General features: G+C 69.7%; 17 protein-coding genes. 13 read left to right on the forward strand and 4 right to left on the reverse strand.

Going from position 1 to position 20,074, the window contains the following annotated elements; all coding sequences use genetic code 11:
- Positions 1-31: 31 nt before the first annotated feature.
- A complete protein-coding gene (gene mltG, locus ACZ4LX_RS13780) occupies positions 32-880 on the forward strand; it encodes an endolytic transglycosylase MltG (protein ID WP_467638112.1) in 849 nt (282 codons plus the stop codon).
- Positions 881-913: 33 nt separating this feature from the next.
- Here the strand turns inward: mltG and ACZ4LX_RS13785 are convergent, their stop codons facing one another.
- The gene (locus ACZ4LX_RS13785; RefSeq protein WP_467638109.1) at positions 914-2,002 is read right to left on the reverse strand and encodes an NAD(P)-binding domain-containing protein; all 1,089 of its coding nucleotides are present in this window, start codon (positions 2,000-2,002) and stop codon (positions 914-916) included.
- A gap of 317 nt (positions 2,003-2,319) precedes the next feature.
- Between ACZ4LX_RS13785 and ACZ4LX_RS13790 the strand changes: the two genes are divergently transcribed.
- A complete protein-coding gene (locus tag ACZ4LX_RS13790; RefSeq protein ID WP_467638106.1) occupies positions 2,320-2,742 on the forward strand; it encodes a YjbQ family protein in 423 nt (140 codons plus the stop codon).
- 572 nt (positions 2,743-3,314) lie between these two features.
- On the opposite strand, the gene ACZ4LX_RS13795 is transcribed toward ACZ4LX_RS13790, so the two are convergent.
- The gene (locus tag ACZ4LX_RS13795; protein WP_467638103.1) at positions 3,315-6,455 is read right to left on the reverse strand and encodes a tetratricopeptide repeat protein; all 3,141 of its coding nucleotides are present in this window, start codon (positions 6,453-6,455) and stop codon (positions 3,315-3,317) included.
- Positions 6,456-6,551: 96 nt separating this feature from the next.
- Between ACZ4LX_RS13795 and ACZ4LX_RS13800 the strand changes: the two genes are divergently transcribed.
- The 8 genes from ACZ4LX_RS13800 (at position 6,552) to ACZ4LX_RS13835 (ending at position 14,851) form a co-directional block, all read left to right on the forward strand.
- A complete protein-coding gene (locus ACZ4LX_RS13800; RefSeq protein ID WP_467638101.1) occupies positions 6,552-7,457 on the forward strand; it encodes a hypothetical protein in 906 nt (301 codons plus the stop codon).
- 539 nt (positions 7,458-7,996) lie between these two features.
- Positions 7,997-8,458: a hypothetical protein gene (locus ACZ4LX_RS13805; protein ID WP_467638098.1), complete on the forward strand. Its 462-nt coding sequence runs from the start codon at positions 7,997-7,999 to the stop codon at positions 8,456-8,458.
- 144 nt (positions 8,459-8,602) lie between these two features.
- Positions 8,603-9,913 (forward strand): hypothetical protein, encoded by a 1,311-nt coding sequence (locus ACZ4LX_RS13810; RefSeq protein WP_467638096.1) that lies wholly within the window; start codon positions 8,603-8,605, stop codon positions 9,911-9,913.
- A 910-nt stretch (positions 9,914-10,823) separates the two neighbouring features.
- Complete coding sequence (locus ACZ4LX_RS13815) at positions 10,824-11,222, forward strand: hypothetical protein (RefSeq protein ID WP_467638093.1); 399 nt, start codon at positions 10,824-10,826, stop codon at positions 11,220-11,222.
- 482 nt (positions 11,223-11,704) lie between these two features.
- Positions 11,705-12,064 carry an alpha-amylase inhibitor/seed storage/lipid transfer family protein gene (locus ACZ4LX_RS13820; protein ID WP_467638090.1) on the forward strand — a complete coding sequence of 120 codons (360 nt, stop codon included), beginning with the start codon at positions 11,705-11,707 and terminating at the stop codon, positions 12,062-12,064.
- Between the two features lie 150 nt (positions 12,065-12,214).
- Positions 12,215-12,799, forward strand: coding sequence for a cytochrome P450 family protein (locus ACZ4LX_RS13825; RefSeq protein WP_467638087.1), 585 nt, complete (start codon positions 12,215-12,217; stop codon positions 12,797-12,799).
- A gap of 578 nt (positions 12,800-13,377) precedes the next feature.
- Positions 13,378-14,046, forward strand: a complete 669-nt coding sequence (locus tag ACZ4LX_RS13830) for an SGNH/GDSL hydrolase family protein (RefSeq protein ID WP_467638084.1) — start codon at positions 13,378-13,380, stop codon at positions 14,044-14,046.
- 121 nt (positions 14,047-14,167) lie between these two features.
- Entirely contained in the window at positions 14,168-14,851 is a 684-nt protein-coding gene (locus tag ACZ4LX_RS13835) for a TetR/AcrR family transcriptional regulator (protein WP_467638081.1), read from the forward strand.
- A 77-nt stretch (positions 14,852-14,928) separates the two neighbouring features.
- Here ACZ4LX_RS13835 and ACZ4LX_RS13840 read toward each other — a convergent pair whose 3' ends face one another.
- Both ACZ4LX_RS13840 and ACZ4LX_RS13845 read right to left on the reverse strand, forming a co-directional pair.
- Entirely contained in the window at positions 14,929-16,386 is a 1,458-nt protein-coding gene (locus tag ACZ4LX_RS13840; protein ID WP_467721175.1) for an MFS transporter, read from the reverse strand.
- 395 nt (positions 16,387-16,781) lie between these two features.
- Complete coding sequence (locus ACZ4LX_RS13845; RefSeq protein WP_467649609.1) at positions 16,782-17,546, reverse strand: SDR family oxidoreductase; 765 nt, start codon at positions 17,544-17,546, stop codon at positions 16,782-16,784.
- A 127-nt stretch (positions 17,547-17,673) separates the two neighbouring features.
- On the opposite strand from ACZ4LX_RS13845, the gene ACZ4LX_RS13850 reads away from it, so the two are divergent.
- From ACZ4LX_RS13850 to ACZ4LX_RS13860, 3 genes are all read left to right on the forward strand, one after another.
- Positions 17,674-18,024 carry a winged helix-turn-helix transcriptional regulator gene (locus ACZ4LX_RS13850; RefSeq protein WP_467649610.1) on the forward strand — a complete coding sequence of 117 codons (351 nt, stop codon included), beginning with the start codon at positions 17,674-17,676 and terminating at the stop codon, positions 18,022-18,024.
- Positions 18,025-18,196: 172 nt separating this feature from the next.
- A complete protein-coding gene (locus ACZ4LX_RS13855) occupies positions 18,197-18,997 on the forward strand; it encodes a helix-turn-helix domain-containing protein (RefSeq protein WP_467649669.1) in 801 nt (266 codons plus the stop codon).
- A gap of 205 nt (positions 18,998-19,202) precedes the next feature.
- On the forward strand, positions 19,203-20,072 hold the full coding sequence (locus ACZ4LX_RS13860; RefSeq protein ID WP_467649611.1) for an ABC transporter ATP-binding protein: 870 nt from the start codon (positions 19,203-19,205) through the stop codon (positions 20,070-20,072).
- The last annotated feature ends 2 nt before the right edge of the window (positions 20,073-20,074 follow it).

A 20,074-nucleotide genomic window follows, 5' to 3' on the forward strand; every position in this document is an offset into this window, starting at 1 on the left:
CGGCACGATCCGCGCGGGATAGCGTGCCCGCATGGTGAACGAGTCCCCGGGTGTACCTCCCGGCCGCAGGATCCGCCCGGCCCGCCGAGGCCGTCTGGCCCTGATCATCGGCACTGTCCTCGTCCTGGCGGTGGCCGCCGCCGTGCTCGTACCGCTTCTGACGAGGGAGTCGAAGAACGAGCAGCCCCGCACGCTGGTGATCCCGGAGGGCTGGCGGGCCTCACAGGTGTACGCGGCCGTCGACAAGGCCCTGGCCGAACCCGCCGGTACCACGGAGAAGGCCGTCGCCACGGCGGACCTGCCGCTTCCCGCCGAGGCGATGGGCAACCCCGAGGGCTACCTCTTCCCGGCGACGTATCCGATCACCTCCCGTACCACCCCGAAGAGTCTGCTGCGCTACATGGCCGACACCGCACTGAGCCGCTTCGGCGCGGACCACATCACGGCCGGAGCCCGGCGAAACGACGTCACCGTGTACCAGACGGTGATCATCGCCGCCATCGTGCAGGCAGAGGCGGACACCCCGTCGGACATGGGCAAGGTGGCCCGGGTCGTCCACAACCGGCTCGACCGCGGTATGCCGCTCCAGATGGACTCCACACTCAACTACGCCATGAACCGGAGCACTCTGGACACCACCACGGGCGACACGAAGATCGACAGCCCGTACAACACCTATGAACGCAAGGGCCTCCCGCCCACCCCCATCGGCAACCCCGGAGAGCAGGCGATGCTGGCCGCGATCGACCCCACCCCCGGCCGCTGGCTGTACTTCGTCACGGTCGCGCCCGGCGACACCCGTTTCACCGACGAGTACGCGGAACAGCAGCGCAACGTGGCCGAGTTCAACCGCAACCGCCGCAGCAAGGACACCGGCTGAGCAGTACGCCGGCTGAGCAGTACGCCGGAGCACTCACACGGACACGGACACCGCCGCCGCCGTAGGCCCGGACCGCTCCAGAAGCCGGCCGATCGCGCGCGCGGCGGCACGCCCGGCCCGGTTGGCGCCGATGGTACTGGCGGACGGACCGTATCCGACGAGATGGACGCGCTCGTCGCGCACGGCCTGCGTCCCCTCGACCCGGATCCCACCGCCGGGCTCACGAAGTTTCAGCGGGGCGAGGTGGTCGACAGCGGCCCGGAAGCCCGTCGCCCAGAGGATGACGTCGGCCTCGACGGCCCGGCCGTCGTCCCAGGCCACGCCGGTCGGTGTGATCCGGTCGAACATGGGCAGCCGGTCGAGCACCCCCGACTCACGGGCCCGCCGGACGGCATCGGTCATGGGCAGCCCGGTCACGCTCACGACGCTCTGGGGCGGCAGTCCGAGCCGCACCCGCTCCTCCACTATGGCCACGGCCGCCCGGCCCTCGTCCGCACCGAACGGACCCTCCCGGAACACCGGTGGCCGGCGCGTCACCCAGTAGGTGTCCGCCGCCACCTCGGCGATCTCCATCAGATGCTGGGTCCCGGAGGCCCCGCCGCCCACGACGACCACCCGCTGCCCGGCGAACTCGGCCGGCCCCGGGTAGTCCGCAGTGTGCAGCTGGCGCCCGAGGAAGCTCTCCTGGCCCGGGTAGCGCGGCCAGAACGGCCGGTCCCAGGTCCCCGTGGCATTGATCAGGGCACGTGCCGCGTACGTACCCTCGGACGTCTCGACGAGCAGCCGCCCGCCCTCACCCTCACGCACCGCGCTCACCTCGACGGGCCGGTGCACCCGCAGGCCGAAGGTGCGCTCGTACGTGTCGAAGTACTCCCCGATCACCTGGGAGGAGGGCCGGCTGTCGTCGGCGCCCGTCAGCTCCATGCCGGGCAGGGCGTGCATGCCGTGCACCTTGCCGTACGTCAACGAGGGCCAGCGGAACTGCCAGGCGCCACCCGGGCGTGGGGCATGGTCGAGGACCACGAAGCCGCGGTCCGGTTCCAGGCCGCCGCGCCGCAGGTGGTAGGCGCCGGACAGTCCTGCCTGACCGGCGCCGATCACCACGGCATCCACTGGGTGCACCCCGATGTTGTTCACGTTTCTACCAACCGCGCGGGAGGCGTGGATCTTCCCGCGTTTCCAGGGACCGGTCCACGAGCACGCAGCCGGCCCGGCGGCAGCGCCTACCGTGCATCCTGCGTGACGAGTCGAACCCCGCGGCCGCGGTGGGCGCCGCCGGTGCTCCGCCACCGGCCGTGGCCCCATGCTCCGGCCGGAGCAGGCCTCCGGCAACGGCCGCGAACTGGCCTGTGCGCAGGGAGCGATCGATGCGGCACGGGTTCAGCGGTTTCCCGGGACGTGGACGAGCGATCGTGCCGGGCGGGCAGGACAATGAACCCATGTCCTCCGCCTTCACCACCACCGTCCTGCACCTCACCACGGGTACGACGGAGACCGTCACCGACCTGACATCCGACTGCGAGCAGTTCCTCGCCCGGACGGCCGCGGGTCGCGACGGCCTCCTCAACGTCTTCGTCCCGCACGCGACCGCGGGTATCGCCGTCCTGGAGACCGGCGCGGGCAGTGACGACGACCTGCTCTCCGCCCTCCACGCACTGCTCCCCGCCGACGACCGCTGGCAGCACCGCCACGGCAGTCCCGGCCATGGCCGCGACCACGTACTTCCGGCCTTCGTCCCGCCGCACGCGACGCTGCCGGTGATCGCGGGGCGACTGGAGCTGGGGACGTGGCAGTCGGTGTGCCTGGTCGACACGAACGTCGACAATGCGGACCGTCAGGTGCGGTTGTCCTTCCTCGGGTAGGGGTGACGTCCGCCGTCACCGCAGGAGCGGCTTCCGGACGCACCGAATGGGGTGTCGCCGGCTGGATCCCGGCCGCACCGACTGGGATGCCGTCGGCCGGCCGGATCGGGACCGGCACACCCCCGTCCGGCACCGGGAAGCCGTCCCAAGTCACAGAAGGCCACGACGGGGAGCTGTGGCCGGCCGCCCGCCCAGCGACGGCCCCGCATGTCCGACGGTGGCGCTTGCCTCCCGTGTCCGGTGCGCCGCGCAGGGCGGCTCCACGCAAACCGCACCGCTCATCGGCACCCGGCACCGGCCTGCACAAACCGCCATGACGACATCGCCCATCCAAGGTCAATAGCCTGCGAGTTCGGGACGCCCGTCGCGTCCGCTGCGGTGAGGTGTATACGACGGGGCGCAGCCGGCAGGTGATGTCTGCGGCCGGCAACAGTCGGCGTTCCGTCGCCCGAGAGGCAGCGGTACCGCGGTCAGCGCCCGCCGAAGCCGGGCCACCTCCACCCGGCCCGCGGCCAGGGCTTCCTATGGCCCACTGTGAGCGCACATCGGTAGCCCGGTCCGGTTCCGCCCCGTCAGCCGCCCAGCAGCGCGTCCAGTTCTTCTCGTGCCCTGCGCGTGTCCCGGTGTTCCTCGCCCAGGGTCCGCGCACGGTCGGTGACGACCTCGCGGAGCAGGGCCACCGCCGAGTCGATCTCCCCCAGCCGGGCCAGAGTCCGGGCCCGGCCGAACCTCGTCGTGATGACCTCCGGGTGCTCGGCGTTGGCGTAGCGTGCCAGCCGCTGCTCCAGCAGGACATCCAGTTCGGCGAGCGCCGTGACCGGGTCGCCGAGCTCGGCCTTCAGCATGGCGATGTTGTAGCGGGTGATCAAGACGGCCGGGTGGGTGTCGCCGAGCACCTCCCGCTGGTCGCGGAGGACCTCCTCGTGCAGTGGCAGAGCGCCCGCGGCGTCGCCCAGTTCCCACGTGAACCGCGCGGTGTTCAGCCGGACCAGGAAGGTGTTCGGGTGGTACGCGCCGCGGACCCGGGTGACGAGAGGCAGCAGCTCGCCATAGCCGTCGAGCGCCTCTTGGAGGCGTCCCGACTCGCCCAGGAACTTGCAGATGTTCATCCGGCTGAACACCACCTGCTCGTGCTCCTGGCCGAACACCTCGATCCGGTCCCGCAGGAGTTCGGCGTGCCGTTCCAGGGCGTGGTCGTGCCGGCCCAGAATGCCGTGCCAGTACGCGATGTAGTGCCGCTCCTCAAGGACGGCCGGGTCCGTCCGGCTCAGTACGCGTTCCAGGTCGGGCAGCAGTTCCTCGTGCAGCCGCAGCCCCTCCTCCCGGGCGCCGCCGCGACCCGTCCAGTACGCGATGTGGTGCCGGGTGTCCAGGGTGCGCGGGTCGTCGGGGCCGAGGAGGCGTTCCTGGTCGGCGAGTACCTCCCGGTGCAAGGCCACGGCCTCGGCGAAGTCACCCGTCTCACCGGTCGCGTACGCGATGCGGGAGCGGGTCTCGAGCAGCTCGGGATCGTCCGCCCCGAGCACCCGCAGCTGGTCCGGCAGCAGCTGCCGGTACAGCTCGCGGGCCCGCCCGTACGCCCCCGACTTGCTCGTCCAGTACGCCGTGCGGGCCCGGGCGCGCAGGGTCGCCGGCGCGTCCGCGCCGAGGCGCTCCCCGAGGCGCTCGGCCCAGCTCGCCCAGCGGGCCCGGTTCACCGTCGCCTCCGGTGCGGCGCGTAGCTCCAGGCCGGCCAGGAGCCGCTCGTGCAGCGCCGCGGCGGCGTTCTCGTCGGGCGTGGCGAGAGCCGCTTGCCACAGGTGCTCGGGCTCGGCCTGTTCTGCGTAGCGGTGCAGTGGGTCGTCGGGCGTGTGCTGTTCCATGGGAGCCATGATCTCCAGTGCGTGGCAGAGCGCGTGATGCCCCCTCACCAGGTCCTGCTCCACCGCTACGTACTCCAGGAGGGACGGGTGGTACACGCCGAGCAGTTCGGTGCCCGACAGGTCGGGCGAACGGACCAGCAAGCCATCGAGGAGACGCAGCACCAGGCCGACTGTTTCCTCGTCGGCCGGGCCGCCCAGTTCCCCGGCCGCCCGGGCGAGCAGAGGCCGGGGCAGGGTCATGCCGGGGCCGGATGCGGCGACGACGAGCAGGACCGGGTCGAGCCAGGCGGAGGCGCTGTACGAGGAGGCCTGGTTCCGCAGCGGGACCAGCGCCTTGTCGTAGGCGTCCGCCAGTCCCTCGCCGACCTCGGCTGCCTCGGACGGGCCGAAATCGGCCAGGACGTTCGTGAGCTGCCAGTTCCCGTCCCGCCGGGCGAGGATCACCCGCTGGGCGTCGTCCGGTACCCGCCGGGTCCGAAGATAGGCGCGCAGGGTCCGGTCGTCGGGCACCGGGACCGGCAGCTTATGCCAGTCCTTCGGCAGCGCCACCCACTCCTGGACGGTGGCCACCACGCCGAACCACCCCGGTGCTGCGTCCCGCAGCGCCGTGAGCTCCCTGAACAGCGCGGAGCGGCTCGTCGGGTCCTTGACCTGGTCGAGACCGTCCACGACGACGCGCACCGCCTCGCGCGCCTCCATCAGTCCGAGCGGGCCTGCCAACTCCGCGACCAGGCTCGGCAGCAGCGTGCGCTGAGCCTCGGGAACCCGTGCTCGGTACGCCGTACGCGCGGTGTCGAAACCCGGCAGGTACCTGCGGAGCTGACGGCCCATCTGCTCGACGGCCGTCCCGGAGGCCCAAGCCGCGTCGCTGAGCCGCACGACGGCGCAGACTGTCGCGGCGGTGTCCGCCTCGCCCTCGGGCAGCAGCTCGGGACGGGCGAGCGCGGTCGCGATCGTCGTCTTGCCCGTCCCCATGGCGCCGACCAACGCCACGAGCCGGTTCAGGCGGATGAGTCGGGTGATCCGGGCCAGTTCAGCGGGTGCCTGGAAGTGACGCAAAGCAGGCACCAGGACCTGTTGGTCGGGAGAGCCGGCCAGCACGCTCAGTTTGTGGTCGTGCGCCACGTTGCGGGTGATCCACGCCTCTGACGGGGCCCTGCGCGAACCTGTGCCCCCGTTGTACGAGATTGCCTGCGGAATCTGGCGCCGGAGCAGCGTATGGATCCTCAGGCGTACCGCCTTCGTCTCCAGGAACGAGTCGAGCCGGATGTCTCCGTGTCGGACGAGCCGGGTGAGGATCCGCGAGAACTGCAGGTCGTAGGAGACCCGGTCGTTGGAGGAGGTCAGCACCTCGACCGTACGGCCGGCCTGCATGGCCGACCTGAGCCAGCCCTCGGCCGCGGCCAGGAGGGCGTGACCGGAGAAGCACCCGTCGACCACGAGTGTCAGGTCCGGCACGCCCCCGTACCGCTTGGTCATCCGGCCGATCTCGCCGGGCAGGTCGAATGCCGTCTCGGGGCCGGGCGTGGCCGGTGTGGAACTGATGGGAAAGAGGAAATCGCCCCCGTCGGGGTGAAACCCATGGCCGAGGAACCCGAGCAGCAGGGAGGCGCGCGCCGTCTGTGCCGCCCGGAACGCCTCCTCCACGGCATCGCTCACCTCGGAGACCGTTCGCGGGTTCATCAGCAGCCCGTCACCGTGCGCGGGTGCGTACGAACCACGCCTCGGGTCCAGCAGAAGCCCCGTCAGCTCGCGTGCGTGCGACTCCAGCAGGACCAGTCGATCCTCCTCCTTCTTCTCGTGGACGTCCCAGTGGGAGGCGATCACCAGCGTTCTGCGCTCAGCTGCCATGCGCGCATTATGGCCGTGCCCGGGAACGGGGAACCATGACCAGGGCCCCACGCGTTGGGGTGGCGGACGTCGACGAAACGGGCGGCAGGGGGAGGCATGGCGGAGCTGGTCATGGTGCACGGCATCGGACCCGAAGGCGAGACCGAGCAGCGGCTGCGGGAGGACTGGACGAGAACCCTGGCGCGCACGCTGCGGGACAACGGCCGCGCCGAGACAGCTGACCGCGTCGAGGGCGAGGTGGTGACGGTCGACATGGCCTACTATCGCCACCTGTTCCAGGACTACGCGCCCCGCGGCGACTCCGATGTACGGCTGCCCGCCCCGGTCGCCGCCACCGGCGGAGAGGTCGCCTGGGACGTCATCGACAACATCCGCCGACACGCCTCCGACCCCGACGACAGGGACGAGGCCGCCGAGGTCCTGGAGGAGCTGACCGTCGATGTCGGCCCGGAGCAGGGGCCGTTGGAGCCGCTGCGCATGGCCGTTTCGATGATGGGACGGCTCGGCCCCATCGCCCGCTCCGGATTCGCCGCGCTCAGCAGCACCGGTGCGTTCCACCTCGGCCAGGTTGCCGCCTACCTGGACGACGAGTGGGTCCGGGAAGGCGCGATCGAGGCCGTGCTGTCCCGAGTGACCCCCGACACCAAGGCGGTCCTGGCCCACTCGCTGGGCACCGTCGTCGCCTACGAGGCGCTGCACCGGCTCAAGCAGCCCTTGCCGCTGCTCGTCACCTTCGGATCGCCGCTCGGGCTGCGCTCGATCATCCGCGGGCGGCTGCGCCCGCAGCCGCTGCGCTCGCCGGCCCACCTCAAGCGCTGGGTGAATGTCGCCGACCGCGACGACTTCATCGTCGCCACGCTGAAGCTGCGGAAGCTCTTCCCCGAGGACGACGCCGTGCTCGAACGCACCCGGCGGGTCAGCAACCGCGACTTCGACCCGCACGCGGCAACGGAGTACCTCAGCCGCTGGGAGACGGCGGAGCCGCTGGCAGAGCTGCTCTGAGACGTCGGGCGCCGGTCCGACGGGGGCCGGCGCCTCGGGGCCTGATCCAGAAGACCGGCCCGGGCCTCGTGTTTTTCGCAGGACCAGATGTGTTCGGTGATGCCACGCCTGCGGACAGGGCGACTGAGTGGCCCGCAGGGTTGCGCAATGCCGGCGGCGTCGTCGTGCGTGGAGGCAGACAGGACAACGGCCTCGACGACCGGGCCCGACGCGTCCACGGCCAGGCATCGCTTCCTTCCTGTCCGCTGCTGAGGGCGCCCCCGCTCCGTGATGGGCCGTGCCGTGGTGCATGGCGGCGGACTGGGCCTGGCGTCGGCCCCGCGGGTCTTCTCTGATTCGTGTGCAATTGCTACAATCGCGCTGAGTACGCTGTGGGTTGGTGCGGCACGTGTGCAGTGCCGTTTCGGCGAGGGCATGTTGGAGTGCGTCTTGTGCCGATCCGCTCTCCGGTTCGGTCCCGTCGCTGCGGGAAGCGTCGAACAGATCCCGTGGTACGGGGCGGGCGAAGAACCACATCCGCAAGGGAAGCGGGCGCCCCGATGGCTGAGTACCGGCTCGATGATGCGAACATCACCAACAAAGGACTGCTCGGCCAGGTGTGGCCGGTCCACAGCACTGCCCCGACGGCGGACCCGGCGTGCGCGCCGGCCCATCTGCCCCCCGACGACGCACACTACTGGCGGCACTGCTACGCCACCGCGCTGCAGATGCCGCACGGCCCCGAGTACACGGTCGCAGTACCGTCCGCCGCTGGGATCCGCCATAACGGCATCTTGGAAGGATGCCAGGGCGGCTGTGACAACACGCCGTGGTATGTCCGGCTGGATCCAGGCTTCGCCGCACTGGCGGGTGTTGAAGTCCGGCCATCTGACTCGTGCGGGGTGAACCTTGTCACCGCGGAGCAACAGGACTGGGTCAGCCCGATGCTGGCGCGTTTCGCTGGGAACCGCTGCGCCGCTTCGCTGTGGCTGACGACCGCCGCGACGCTTCGCTGTGGCTGACGACCGCCGCGACGGCATCGCGGACCGAGCCGCCGGGTTACCGGACCTTGGCCGCGTTGCTGGCCAATTGGGGTGCCTGGGCCACCTGTTCACTCTACGACGCGGCCTGTGAATGGTCCCTGGGCACGGGCCCGGGGCGGGCCCGTGGTCGACACTGCCGGCACCGCGGAGGTCCGCTTCGTCGACGTCGATCTCCGCTTCCCGTCTCGCCGACACGACCCTGAAATCCTCCGCAAGGGCACGGGCTGGTCAGACACGGGAACCGAGCAGTGGATCCGGGTCTGCCGCAAGTACGGGCTCCGGGGGGCATACCAGCGACAGAGCCTTGGCATGTATGCGCTGATGTTCGAAGTCGGCATGTACGGCCGGTCCGGGCTGGCCTGGTCGACGATGCTCATGGACTTCATGTTCTTCTGCGACTACAACCTCTTCTCGGACAGCTCGCCCTGCCGCTCCCTCTACGACCATGTCGAAACCTACCTCCGCAAAGCGACCTTGGCGCCGGAAAGCTACCTCGGCGCCTACGCGGCAGGCTGCTCCCTGACCTACGGTGCGCTGCAGGTCAAACAGCGACGGGAGCAGGAGGCCCGGGCCGCTGTGACCATGCGGCGTGGCGGCGCTGTCTGGGAGGACAAGCGTCTGTGGACCTCATACCTGATGGTCGACAGCACGGTGCAGCAGGTCGGTCTGCTGGCCGCCGGATGCGTAGACGACTTCGTCAACTGCGCCGTCTCCAGAGTCGTCAACGATGTCGTCGACTTCGGCTACGACCTGACATCCGGCGACCTGGCGAACAGCATCCTGACTATCTCGGACGGCCGGACCGGGAGAGAGGACCTCGTCGCCGCCTACCGCAAGATCGCCGCCGTGCTGAATCGGATGGCGCAGTTCCGTAGTGACACCGCCGGCGGCGTCTATGTGACGACAACATTCGCCTGGCAGATGTGCAACGACCGGCACCGCGTCATCGCCTGCGCGCTGATCAGCGACGACGAGGGGATCGGCCCCAGCGAGGGCAGCGCATCCTGGCATGAGGCCATCATCCAGGGAGACACAGGCAAGCCGGTACGCCACGAGCTGATCCCAGGGTCCTTGAACGGCGCCACGGTCGAACTGACAGCCCGGACCTGGGCCGCGATCGCACGCAATCCGATCATCGGCACACTGATTTACTACGGACACTGCTGGCTTCTGGAGAAGCGGGAAAGCGGCCTGACCGCGTCCGTCCAGGAGATCCAGGAGATCGAGGACCGGCTCAGGTGCGCCTGCGTCGAAGCCGCGATGGAACTGGACCGGCAGGACTTCATCGAAGGGCTATGGTGCTGGGTCATCGAGAGCTTCTGCGCGACTGACCTGATGTGGCACGCAATGCTCGGAAGTACGACGGTGCACCGTAGCCGCACGATCGGATCTGACCGACTCGACGATGACAACCAGATGCGACGCTGGGAATGAAGGGCGCCCCACCCGGGGCCGTACCCTGCCAAGACGGTCCAGGCGAGACCTGCGGACCCGTGGCACCACTGCGGCGGCACCCGCGCCACCTACGACAGGGCTCTACCTGACACCGTCCGCCGCTCCTGGGATCCACACAGGGGCCCCGGACCAGGAATCCTCGGTGACCTGGCCGGACGCCGCGTCGGCGACCCCGGCGCCGGATCGGCCCGTCAGGCCGCCCACCTGGCCGTCCATCAAGACCCGGACCGTGTCACCGCCCGGCCACGCAGCGCCGCCGCGTGCTCCAAGAGCATCTCTGGGCACAGCTCCTTGACGAGGCTGCCCTCACCGACGCCTGCCCCCGCGCGTCCGTCGGTGAGCCGGACCGTCTCGTCCTCCCCGGTCCATCCTGCCTACCAGCAGGTCCTCGCCGCTTTCGCGGACACCGGGCAGCCGATGCGCGCCCGCGACCCGCGTCAGATCCTGCCGATCCACCAGCCCTGGCGTCGCCCGCCACCCCCACGGGCAGCGATGACTTTGCGAGCCTCACCCGGTCGCGCTTCCGTGACTTCATGGCGCCTCCGTGTGCCAAGCGCCGTGGCGCCACCGGCGAAAGAGGGACCTCCAGAAGGAACGGGCCGCCAGGTCGTGCCTATGCCATGGAGGTTCCAGCGTGACGCGGTCCACGACGAGCAGCGCGGACGCAGGGGCCTCGGCTTCGTGAGCGCGGTCCCTGCGGGAACATCGCGGTCCGCGGCCCGGCGCGTTCCTGGTGCTCACTCTGGCAGAGCTGTTCGAGGTCCACCTGATCGAGCCATGCTCGACGCCCGTCACCCGATCGCTCTTTGAGAATTGGCCGGTGCTCCTTCCGTACCCCACATTGTCCGTGTTCGTCTCAACGGCTTTCCCTGATCCTGGAGGAATTCACATGGCGTTCTCGTATCGCGCGGCAAGCAGCTTGGCCACGGCACTGTTCACTGCCGCCGCGACCTTCGCCTCGGCCCTGCCCGCCCACGCGGCTGAAGGCGGCTCGATCCTCATCCGCGCCGAAGACGAATGGGCGGAGACGGGCGCCCTCACCCGCATCAGCCTCGCGTACGACAAGGGCGGGGAGCGGCACACCGAGGAAAGCAACGAATCCGGGCTTATGGAAGAAGGGGTGCGTACGGCCATCCCGGCCGGCGCGAAGAACATCCACATCGAGGCCGAACAGCGGCATCTGTCCTTTTGGTTCGAATTCCTCGACGAGACGTTCGAGAATCCGGTCGTGAAGTGCTATGCACTCGGGCGGGAGATCCCCCTTCAGGCCAAGGAAGTCCCCTGCTGAGTCCGCCTACGGTGCCCCTCACCCCGCGCGCATCCCGACCGATGTCTTCGTGGAACTGAGTCCGCGCGGCCCGGACCAGGCGGCGGGCGTGCATCACCCACGCCCGGTGTTCTCGGCGAACCGCTCCAGTGTCTCGCGAACCCCCGGCCCGTCCTCGCCCGTCAGCGGGCGGGCACCGGCGCGACCACGAACGGCCGCCCGAGAGCTCCGAAGCGATGATCAACCTCGCCGCGATCCGGCTCATGTCATGGCGCCCGACCCGCCCGGCCGCCCACCCCTCCGCTGCGCGCCGCCTGCACGGTTTCCCTTTCAAAGCGGGCTGATCAGAAGTGGCGGCTCCCCACCGACGACTCACCGGCTTGCGGCGAACGGGCGACATTACCCGCAGTCGGACCGGCCGACGCCGCGACCGCGGTATGTATCCGGGCCGTCGGACGCCGGACCGTGTCCAGGCCGGGGACGGCCTACCGGAAGGACCCGAGATGCGCCTTCGCGCAGCGCTCGCCATGACCGCCGCACCCCTGGCAGCCGTTCTGATCGCCGCCTCACCCGCCTCCGCCGCGATCACCTGCGGGCAGGTCACGAGCAACATCGCCGCCTGTCTCCCCTACATCAACGGATCGACCTCCGCTCCGGCCGCTCAGTGCCTGAACGGGGTCCGCGCGATCAACGCAGCAGCTCCGACCGCCCAGGACCGCCGGACGGTGTGCTCCTGCACCAAGCAGATCAGCAACCGCCTCAACTCGTTCCAGCAAGGCCGTTTCGTGACCCTGCCCACCCTCGCACTCACGCCGCTGCTGACGTTCGCCTCGAAGAACGCTGACTGCAACCAGGTGCTCTGACCCGGGATTTCCCCCTGGCGGCCCGGGGCGCATTCCAGGGCCGCCACCGGCACCAACAAAGCTCAACGCCATGACCGTTTCAGAATCAGCAGTCCCGGCTACGGGCCAGACATCCAGTCGCGGTGGCGCCAGCTCCTGGGGCATGAGCCGGTGCGGCGCTGCGTAGCACCGGACGGCCTGCCTGTCTGGGTCGTCAGCGAGCATGGCCTGGCACGGAAGCTCCTGGCCGATCCCCGCCTCGCCAAGGACCCGACCCGGCTGTCCGACGACACTCAGGGCTTCGGCGGACGGCCCTGCCGGGAAGACCTCTTCGCCCGCAGCGACCGGCAGCCCTTCAATACTGATGGTGCGGAACATCGCCATCTGCGGAGCCTACTCACCCCTTACCTCGCCGCCCGCGCGGTCCAGCGGATGAGGCCGGTGGCCAGGGAGGTCACCGAACGCACCGTGAGTGACCTGGCCCGGCGCCGCCGGTTCGACCTGCACGCCGGCTTCGCCCGCCGTGTTCCCACTGATGTCGTGGCTCGCATCCTCGGGATCCCTGCCCCCGTCCTGGGCGAGCTGACCGAGGACCTGGCCACCACACTGCGGCCGATGCCTTCTGCCTCACCGCTGGTAGTGCGGGCCCGCCGCCTGGCCGAGAAGATCGAACTCGTCGTCGAGCACAAGCGCCGCACCGGGGGAGACGACCTCACCGGGGCCTCATCCGGGCCTGCGACCAGGACCGCACCCTGACTGTGCATCAGATCGACGCCCTGCTCAAAGTGATCATCGCAGCCGGGATTGTTTCCACCGTCCCAAGCCTGGTCGGACACCATCCTGCGCGAGCCCGGAGCTCTGCCTGCCCAGTGGAGGAGAGCCCATGAGCACCCTGGACCCCTACACCCCTCCCGCCCAAGGCTTTGCTGGGATCCGAACCGGAAGGAGGTCCGCTGTGCGGGGGTGTGATCGCGAGGTCGCCCTTCCGGTTCGAGGGGCTGCGCCTTGCGCACCACCTGGGCGCCTCTGAGACCCCGTCTTCATCTGCCTTGCGTCCGACGCTTGGTCTGCCGGTCCACGGCAAGATCGGCCGGCTCACGCGTTTCGCGACCCGGGAAGCGACACCCTCCGCCATCGTGAAGGGCTCCTTCACCTCCTCCGAAACACGCCTGCCCGCACCTACGGATTCAAGATCGTCCCCGCGCTCAACAGGTGACCACCGCAGGCTGAGGGGTGGCGCGGCACCCCGAACTGTCGCTGACGCGCCGCGCTTCGGTCGGCTGAGAGATGCCGGAAGTGTTGTCCTTGCATACGACCGTACGTATGCTTGTGTTATGACCATGAAGCGGCTCACCGAGGAGTCCGATCCGTACTGCTTGCAGTCCTTGGACGCGGCGGCGCTCTTGTTCGACGCACCCTGGAGCCGATTCGCGGTGATCGACGACAGTCTGTCGGCCGGCACCGGGGATCCGAGCCCCGGGTACGCGGATGCGGGCTGGCCCGACAGGCTGGCGTCGGTTCTTCGCCGGGTGCGGCCGGACCTGGAGTATCTGAAAACGGCCGAGGTCGGCGCCACCACGGAGCAGACTCTTGTCAAGCAGATCGATCACCTGTGGGAGTTCGGCCCGGACCTGGTGCACCTGCCGTGCGGGGCGAACGACCTCGTGCGGCGGCAGCCCGACTTCGAGCGGATCGAGCAGGGGCTGCGGCGCATGTACGCCCTGGCGTCCCGGACCGGGGCCCAGTTGACCACTTTCACCCTGGGCAGGGCCTATCTCGTTCCGGCGTTCCCGGACTGGGCGGAGCGAGTGGCGAAGGTCAATGACATCACCCGCGCACTGGCCGCCGAGTACCGCGCCGTGATGGTCGACATGTGGGACCACCCCGTCAATGCCCGGGAAGACCTGCTCAGTGAGGACCGCATCCACTTCTCGGCCTCGGGGCAGGCGGTGTTGGCGACCGAGATGGTCAAGGGGCTGGCTCATGTACTGAGCCGTGCGTGACGGGACTGACCGGCGAGCATGTCTCTCGGGCTTGTCCCGCTCGGCCCGGCACCACGTCAGCGCTTCCGGGGTCGGCTTCCAGCGATCCGATTCGCGGGTTGAACAGGTTACGATCGACCGTATGGGCAGTGCTGAGAAGTCGATCGGCTCCCGAGTCGGCGGTGCCGGATCGCCTCCGTCCGAGGCGTCGGAGAGGATTCAGCCGGAAGTCACGGACAAGCGTCTCCTGCGTGGAGCCCGGACACGCGGGACGGTGCTTCGCCGGGCTGTCGACATCGCCTCGCTGGAGGGACTCGGCGGCGTGAGTTTCGGTCGGCTGGCCGTCGATACAGGACTCAGCAAGGCAGGGATTCAGACTCTCTTCAAAACGAAGGAGACCCTGCAACTCGCCACCGTGGAGTTCGCGCGCGAGATGTTCATCGATGCTGTGATCCGCCCGGCGACGGCAGCCCCCGCGGGCATCGCCCGCCTGCGTGCGCTGCTGGACCACTGGGTGGTCTACGCCGAGACCCCGCTGTTCGCGGGCGGGTGCTTCCGAGTGGCGAATCTTGCCGAGTTCGACAGTCGGCCGGGTCCGGTTCATGACGCGCTGTTCCGCGATCAGCGGGAGTGGCGCGAAGCCCTCGCCACCGAACTGCGCAAGGCTGTGAATTCCGGCGAGGTGGCCCGACTCGACGTCGAGCTCAACGTCTTTCAGATCGACGCCCTGCTCTGCTCCACCAACACGGCCCTTCAGTCCGGGGACACGGAGGCCGTGGACAGGACGCGCCGCATCATCGACGGGCTCCTGGTGCCCCCGCGCTGATCCCGCCGCCTTCTCCGTAATGACGTGACGACAGGTTGCGCGGCCCGGTCCGACGGCCCGGGCCGCGCAACCTGTCGTCACACGGCGGCTCTCTCCTGTCCGGGCAGCAGGAAGACAAGTGTGGACGCCAGAACCGCGATCCCGAACGTGGTGAGCGACGACATGGCGAAGGCGTGCCCTGCCGCGTGGACCTGACCGCCGTCGGCAGGGTCGAACGAGTTGAGGAACACGGCACCGATCACGGCCACACCGAGCGCTCCACCCACCTGCTGCGCGGTGGAAAGAGCCCCGGAGGCCATCCCTGCGCTCTCCGCGGAGACCCCGCTCAGCACGGTGTTCAGCAGCGGCGTGATGAGAAGCCCGCCGCCGACGCTCTGCAGCATCAGGGTGGGAATCACCAGCAGCGGAGTCAGTCCCGGGCCGGAGAGCAGGACGACCGCGGTGGCCAGGTACCCGAGCGCCAGCACCACCGAGCCGACCTCCAGTACGCGGCGGCCGTACTTCGGGACGAGGCGACCGGCGATCATGCTGAAGACGAAGAAGGCCACCGCGGCCGGTGTGTACACCAGGCCCGAGCCGAGCGCCGACATGCCGAGGCCGTCCTGCAACGCGATGGACAGGGCGAGGTAGTACGACGTCAGCAACGCATACACGGCGAGCACCAGGACGATTCCCAGCGAGAAAGACCGCTGCGTGAACAGGGCCAGTCGCATCAGCGGATCCCCGCCGCGCCGGTCGAGGCTCCGCTCCAATGCCACGAACAGGGCGAAGGCGGCGGCACTTGCCGCGAGACAGGCCCATGCCCACCACGGCCATCCCTCCTCCCGCCCCTGGATCAGCGGGTAGGTGAGCAGTAGCAGCGCGGCACTCAGGGCTGCCACACCCGCGAAGTCCAGCTTACGTGCGCTCTCGGAACGCGACTCCGGGACGAACTTCATGGCGAGCGCGAATGTGGCGATCCCGATCGGGACGTTGACCCAGAACACCGCACGCCAGCCGGTGCCGAACAGGTCCGCTCCGATCAGCAGACCGCCGACGAGCTGCCCGCTGATGGTCGCCATGCCGATGACCATGCCCAGGACGCCGAACACGCGGGGGCGGCCCTTCTCGGGGACGGTGAGTGTGATGACGGCAAAGACCTGGGGAACCATCAGCGCTGCGCCCAGGCCCTGTGCGATGCGGGCGGCGATGAGGGCCCCCGGGCTCAGTGACACGGCGCCGGCCAGCGAGGACAGTGTGAACAGCGCGGTGCCGATGGCGAAGAGGCGCTTGCGCCCGTACAGGTCCGCGAGGCGGCCACCGGTGATCATGAATACCGCGTAGCTCAGCTGGTAGCCCGCGAGGATCCACTGGATCTGGCCGACGGTCGCCCCCAGGTCGTCCTGGATCGCGGGGCCCGCCACAACGACGATGAACGAGTCGAGAATGGCCATGAACATGCCGGTCATGACGGTCGACACGGTGGGCCAGGGCGGGGCGGAGCGGTCTTCCGGCGGCCCATCGGTCGCGAGCACTTCTTCCTTGGCATTCGTCACGAGTGCCTCCCCTGCTCGTCGTCCGCACGCTCTGTGCCGGATGTGAGGGCCGGGGGCTGCGCGACCCATTCGCCGGGCAGGCCGCCTTTGGCGGCCTGCCCTTTCCGGGGCGAAAGCCCAAGCCCGAACCAAGCCCGAACCCAAACTAGTATACGTACGACCGTATGTGTACTGCGTCGCGGTGATTGCCGCCAAGACGGCTGAACCTCCGTCCGACGCGCGGACGTTGTCGGTGTCCAGGGAGAGGCGCGCGGGAGGACGAGCTGATGGACGGTCCGAGGGCGCTTCGCCGACGAATGCCGTGGCCCGTGGCCCGAAGTCCGGCGAGCCGGCCCGTCACGCGAACGACAGGGCTCCGCCCGAGGGCCTTGGCCGTTCGGCCCGGACGTGTGCGCTCAGCTGGTCGGGCCGCCGACGAGGACCGACCAGCCGCCGTCAACCCGCAGGGTCGTGCCCGTGGCCGCTCGGAGCGCGGGATCGGCGGCCAGTGCCACCGCGGCGGCGACATCGTGGGGCTCGAGCACCCGGCCCAGCACCGACTCGCGGGCGAGGGCTTCGCCACGCCGGCCCGCCAGAACTTCTGCGGTGGCCGGCGTCCGGACTGCGCCGGGCGCGACGACGATGACGCCGACGCCGTCGCGCGCACTTTCCGCGGCGACGTGGCGGGCGAATGTGGCCAGGGCGGATTTTGCTGTGCCGTGTGCGAGCCGGCCCTCGCCGACGTAGTCCGCAGAGGTGCTGCCGATGTAGATGATCCGGCCCGCGCCTTGTGCCCGCATCGGTGTGAGGACGCGCTTGGTGATGTGGAAGGCAGCGGCAAGCTCTCCGGTGACCTTGGCCGCGAAGGCCGCCCAGGGCAGGTCGGCCAACGGGGCGAACGGTGGCGGTGCGGTGTTGGCGTTGACGACGACGGTGTCGATCCGCCCGTGCTCGGCGAGGATCCCGGTCACCAGCTCATCGACGGCGGCGGGGTCGGTGACGTCGGCCCTCGCGCTCGACGCCCTGCCGCCATCGGCCTCGATGTCGCGCACTACTTCTGCCGCGTCGTCCGCACCGGTGCGGTAGTTGACGATCACGTGATGTCCGCGCGTTCCCAGGTGCCGTGCGACGGCGGCCCCCAGACCGCGGCCTGCTCCGGTGATGAGTGTGGTTGGTGGCACGCTTCCTCCTCGGGCGTGAGCAGGTCACTAACCTAAGGAGAGTGGCGGTGCGGCGGAAGGCGCTCACCACGTGGTGCGGTGCTTTCCCACGGGTGAGCGCGCAGTCCAGGAGACCGGGAGAGGTGTGATGGGTGACGTGTTCCACAAGGACTGCCCGGCGCGCGAGGTGCTGGCGCACCTTGCCGGCCGCTGGACGATCCTGATCCTCACTGCGCTGCTGACCGAACCGCTCCGCTATCACGAACTACGCACGGCGGTCGCGGGAATCAGCGACAAGAGCCTCACATCGGCGCTCCGCTCACTTCAGCAGGACGGGCTCGTGCACCGCCGCGTCGGCACGGGGCAGCCACCCTCGGTGACGTATTCGGTCACCGACCTGGGCCGTGGCGCGGCGGCGGCGCTGGACCCGCTGCTGCAGTGGATCCGTGCCAACGCGGCGGAGATCACCGGACGCCCCGAACCCCGTTCGGCGGTCTGAGCCCGCGACACGCCGGTGCGGTGGTGGGCGAAGCCGTCCGCCGGTCCGGGGTGCCCGAGCCTCACCCGCCTCGGGTGCGACCGCCCTGTCTGTCGCAGCCCCGGGGGCGGTGTGGGCCGGGGATAGACTCGAACGCATGGTCCGATCGTCCTGTGGTGAAGCGATGCCCGGGATGTGGCGGCGCGAGGCGGGCACGGTGGTGCGCAGTGCTCCAGCACCCACGGAGCAGACGGTGGGCCCCTTCGCTATCAGCGCGGGGTTCCGGATTCCGCGCGTTCCCACGGAGTGGACACCGCACGCGCATCCTCTGCACGAGCTCGTCTGGGTACGCGGGGGAACGCTGACGTCCCAGGTGGGGGACCGTATCTTCACCGTGTTCGAGGGCAGCGGGCTGTGGATGCCGGCGGGTGTGGTTCACAGTGGCCGGGCGACGGCGGGCGCGGAGTTCCACGACGCCCTCTTCGCCCCCGAGCGTACCCCGTTCGCGTTCGGCGAGCCGCAGGCGATCGAGATGACGCCGTTGCTCGAGTCACTGCTGGCCCACCTGTCCCGCACGGATCTCGACCCATCGGCCAGAGCCCGGGCGGAGTCGGTGGTGTTCGACGTGATTCAGCCGTCGGCGCGCCAGTTCGCCTTGCGGCTGCCTGGTGATCCCCGGATCGATGTGATGGCCGAAGCCCTGCTGGACGATCCTGCCGACGGCCGTTCGCTGGAGGAGTGGGCGCGGCTGCTGGGGACCAGCGAACGCACGATCACCCGCGCGTTCCGCCAGACGACGGGCCTCTCCTTCGCCCAGTGGCGGCAGATGCTGCGGATCCACCGGGCCCTGATGCTCCTCTCCGAGGGTTTCGATGTGATGACGGTTTCCGAGACGCTGGGCTACGCGCAGCCCAGCTCCTTCATCGCCGCGTTCCGCCGGGTCATGGGAACCACTCCGGGCGCCTTCTTCGCGGCAGCCGACCTCCCCTCGTGAAATGTCCGGAATCCCGTATCGCATGTCCAGAACTCCTGGTTGTCGACATGGCAAGCGGAATATAACCTTCTCGAAGTTAGGTAACCCTTAGTTGGTGCTTGCCGTGGACGGTGCTGCCCGTCCGCGGAAGAGTTCGCTGTCCGGCTCGTGAAGACCGGACGGAGGGTGCCGCAGTCCACGCCCCTTCGAAACTCCGGACGCATCGATGTTCACAAGCCCCTTCCGGCAGACCGCCGCCCCCGTGGCCGCGCCCCGCCCCGACCCCGCGGCGGCCGCGCTCAACGGGCACGACCTGGCGCTGAGCCACGGCGGCAAGCAGGTCGTCCACGGCGTCTCGCTCGCCCTGGAACCCGGTCGTGTCACCGCACTGGTGGGGCCCAACGGCAGCGGGAAGTCCACAGTGCTGCGCGCACTCTCACGGCTGCACCCGGTGGACGCCGGCAGGATGACGCTCGGTACCCCCGGCGGAACGGACGAGCGCGACACCGCAGTGCTCAGCGCCCGCCAGTTCGCCCGCGAGGTCACGCTGTTCTCGCAGTCGAGGCCCGCGCCCCAAGGACTGACGGTCAAGGAGGTCGTGGCCTTCGGACGCCACCCGTACCGGCGTGGCTTCGCCGGACCGACGGCCGAGGACCGGAGCGCCGTCGACCACGCCATGGGCGTCACCGGCGTGCGCGACATGGCCGGCCGGCCGGTCGGGGAGCTCTCCGGCGGTGAGATGCAGCGGGTCTGGCTCGCGGCCTGCCTGGCCCAGGACACCGGCGTCGTGCTGCTGGACGAACCCACCAATCACCTTGACCTGCGCTACCAGATCGAGACCCTCGACCTGGTGCGCGATCTCGTCGAGCAGCACGGCATCGCCGTCGGCATCGTGCTGCACGACCTCGACCACGCGTCCCGCGTCGCGGACACGTTGGTCCTGATGCGCTCCGGCCGCGTTCATGCGGTGGGAGCACCCGCCGAAGTCCTCACCGCGCAGAACATCGGCGAGGTCTACGACATCCATGTCGAGGTCGGCACGGATCCCCGCACGGGCCGTCTCCGTATCGACCCGATCGGACGCCATCCCGTCTGAAA

It is taken from the genome of Streptomyces sp. NPDC026062, assembly GCF_055568375.1.